The following is a 3,093-nucleotide window of genomic DNA, read 5'->3' as shown; positions in this document are numbered from 1 at the left end:
CATCGTCACGTCTATTGCTTCGTCAAATCTGCAACAATCAAATAGCTTATGAGTGAATTATTCGCATTCGTCGCGCGCTCTAAGTCAAGAATTATTAAGAGCTAGTTCCTATACAGCGTCTTACTGTTGATCAATTTACATCACTTGGTCATGATCGAAAAACCTTTTTTCATAAACATCACGTTGTAATAGGTGGAACAAAAATAGAAGTTATTTAAGCGTTGATTGGATGTGTGCAATATATGAAAAATTTAATAATATTATCGATAAAAATGGTTATTTTTTGGCTAAAACACAAGGAAACGCTGAACAATTCTGTTTTGGTGAAGGGGCCTGAGCGATACCCTTCCGCACTGTGTTCCCCTAATGTCGTAATTCATACGTTGATCCTGCCGCTGGACGGATAGCCGCCCATGACCGAGACTGAAGACAAGCAAAACGCTGCGGGGGCGACAGTCGCGTCATGCCTTACCGCATCACTTGGGAGGAAACCGGCGTTTACTGCCAGTTCTGGGGCGACATCGCTACCGCAAGCGTCGTCGCCATGCTGCGGGATGTCTCTAGCGACGCGCGATTTGATAAGATTCACTACTGGTTGACCGACTATCTGGCCGTCACGCGGGTATCGGCTTCGCCACGCGAAGTCGATGACATCATCGCGCTGGAGTTCAGTACAGTACAAAAAGGCTCATAATGCGTTTTGAGGAGGCGCCCCATGAACAGACATTCCCCCTTCGCTGCCCCCTGCAAAATCTGCCGTAACGCATAGATTTATATAGCTTAGAAATGAGTGGATTGAGGTCGTCAACCGGCACCTCCTCAAAACGCACTATGAGCCGACAAAAAATAGCCTCCCCAACCCGGAGCGCGCCGTGGCGCTGGGCTGGCCACGCGAGCAGGTCTTGCTCATCGATGAAGACCTCGGACGCTCGGGAGCGAGTGCCGAGGGGCGTCCCGGATTTCAGCGCCTGGTGGCCGAAGTGGGCCTCGATCACATTGGGATCGTACTGAGTCTGGAGATCTCGCGCCTGGCCCGCAGTTCGCGCGACTGGTATCAATTGCTAGAAGTCTGCGCGCTGTTCTCGACCCTGATCGCCGATGCCGACGGGGTGTATGATCCGCAGACCTACAACGATCGGTTGCTGCTGGGACTGAACAGTCATGCAGCATAATCCACCTCTTATTGCAGAATGCCATGCTTGGCAGTCGAGTCAGTGAGAATCCTTCACTGTCTTGGGGCGCAACCGTGCCGAGGTGGTGACCTCGATGTGGTGGCGGCGTGCCAGATAGAGCACATGGTGCTCGCGTAGCACTCGACCATGGGCACTGCGCAGCCCCTCGGCATTGAGGATCTCGACGATCTGCGCCACAGGATGGGTTGGTGCCAGATCGCGCAGGCGCGCGATGACGTGCGCATCGGTGCGCGGTGCCCCGGCACCGACCTTCAGGCGCGCAATCCGGCGGGTGGTGACCGCTCCTGAGCACCAGGTGACGCGGATGTCGATCATGCCCGCCGTGGCGACCCCATCGAGCTGCACCTCGGCGATGAGAAAGCGCAGCAGTTGCTTGCGCTCGCGATCCGTGGTGCCGGGGGCTTGCCACACCGTAGGCAGATCGTGCGCCAGACGCTGGATGTCGCACTGCTCGGCCTCGGTGAGCGTGAAGTGCGCCTCGGCTTGGGCCTTCTGGTACGCCTGCTCCAGGTCTTGTAGCGCTTGGAGCTGCTCGTTCCAGCGTCGCTCCAGGGTGGCGGCCACCAGGCGATTGTCCGGATCGACCGCATCGTATTGGCGCTGAGCCAGTTGCGCCGCGTAACGGGCCTGCTGCAGTTGCTGCTCCCACTGTTGTTGCAGGGCGTGTTTTTCCGCGCGCAGATCATCGACGACCTGCAGGGAGAGCGCGATCTGCGCGGGCGCCATGGCCTCGAGAAACAGCGCGACCGCCACCTCGTCGATCGGCTGGGCACTCATCGACTGACAGGTGTGGGCCGCCCCCTCGTGGTACTGGCGGTTGCAGATGTAGCTCGGCTTGCGCCGCTCGCGCGCCGAATAGGTGTTGACGCCCATGCGCGCGCCACAGCGACCACACCACACGAGCCCCTGCAGGAGCGCCGCCCCGTCGCGTGGCGCGCCACGCGTCATCATGCCAAACCCGTTCTGGCGCAGCCGTTGGCGGTTGGCGAGATACGCCTCCCATGTAAGATAGCCCGCATGGTGCGCCTGAAGACAGACCGGCCAGTGTTCCGGCGCACGCACGTGCGGGCGCGCCTTGCCGGTGTTGGGATGACGATCGAGGCCATCGTAGGCCCATTCTCCGTACACGTAAACGCCGGCATAGGTGGGGTTGCGCAACAGGCGCATCACGATCCCCGCGCTCGCCTCTTTCCACACCAGTTGCCCATGGCCGGGACCACCCCACAGGCGCACCGGCAGGGTCAGTTGCTCATCGCGCAGTACCCGTACGACCTGACGGGCCACGCCCAGTCGACGAAACAGGGCGAACACATACTCGATGCGCGCCTGCACCTGGCGGTCCGGATCTTTCGCCCACTGGCCTTGTTCATCCACCACGTAACCAATCGGGACCGAGCGAGCCAATTGTCCCTTACGCGCCTTGTTCCAACGACCTTCGTACAGGCGCGTGCGCAGGGTCATGAGCTCCGCTTCCGACAAGGTCCCCTTCACCCCCAGTAAGAGCCGATCATTCGGTTCCCGTGGATCGTAGACGGCCAACTCATCGGCAATCAGGGTCCGGGTGATGCTGCAGATCTCAATGAGCCGATGCCAGTCGCTGCCGCAACGCGCCAGCCGTGACGCCTCCAGCATCAGCACGATGCCCACCTCGCGGGCGGCCACCTCCGCGGCCAGGTGCTGAAAGCCGTGCCGATGGACCGCCGACAGGGCCGACTGTCCCTGATCCTCGTCAATGATATCAATCGCCTCAGGTGACCATCCCAATGTGGTGGACCCCAAGTCAAGGACAGTTTTAGCCAGAAATTAAGTTAGTCCGCCTCTGCCATTGCAGCCGTTTGTGGCTGCCCGATGTTGCCGCTAGAACTCGTGGTGGTTTTGAGTGACTTACCCCCCGTTTCTG

General features: G+C 59.2%; 3 protein-coding genes. 2 read left to right on the top strand and 1 reads right to left on the bottom strand.

What is annotated here, in order from left to right; genetic code table 11:
- The first annotated feature begins 463 nt into the window (after positions 1 to 463).
- Together G3480_RS25815 and G3480_RS25810 are read left to right on the top strand one after the other, a co-directional pair.
- Entirely contained in the window at positions 464 to 694 is a 231-nt protein-coding gene (locus G3480_RS25815; protein WP_164657073.1) for a hypothetical protein, read from the top strand.
- A 178-nt stretch (positions 695 to 872) separates the two neighbouring features.
- Entirely contained in the window at positions 873 to 1,172 is a 300-nt protein-coding gene (locus tag G3480_RS25810; protein WP_338114227.1) for a recombinase family protein, read from the top strand.
- 39 nt (positions 1,173 to 1,211) lie between these two features.
- On the opposite strand, the gene G3480_RS25805 is transcribed toward G3480_RS25810, so the two are convergent.
- Positions 1,212 to 2,957 (bottom strand): recombinase family protein, encoded by a 1,746-nt coding sequence (locus tag G3480_RS25805; protein ID WP_164657072.1) that lies wholly within the window; start codon positions 2,955 to 2,957, stop codon positions 1,212 to 1,214.
- Positions 2,958 to 3,093: the final 136 nt, after the last annotated feature.

This window comes from Thiorhodococcus mannitoliphagus, from assembly GCF_010915725.1.
GTDB lineage: Bacteria > Pseudomonadota > Gammaproteobacteria > Chromatiales > Chromatiaceae > Thiorhodococcus > Thiorhodococcus mannitoliphagus.
Note: the sequence above shows the minus strand (reverse complement) of the source record. Positions and strands in the feature narration are given on the sequence as shown.

Coding starts and splice junctions, on each gene's coding strand:
- G3480_RS25815 (WP_164657073.1), top strand. CDS start 464: ATGCCTTACCGCATCACTTGGGAGGAAACCGGCGTTTACTGCCAGTTC.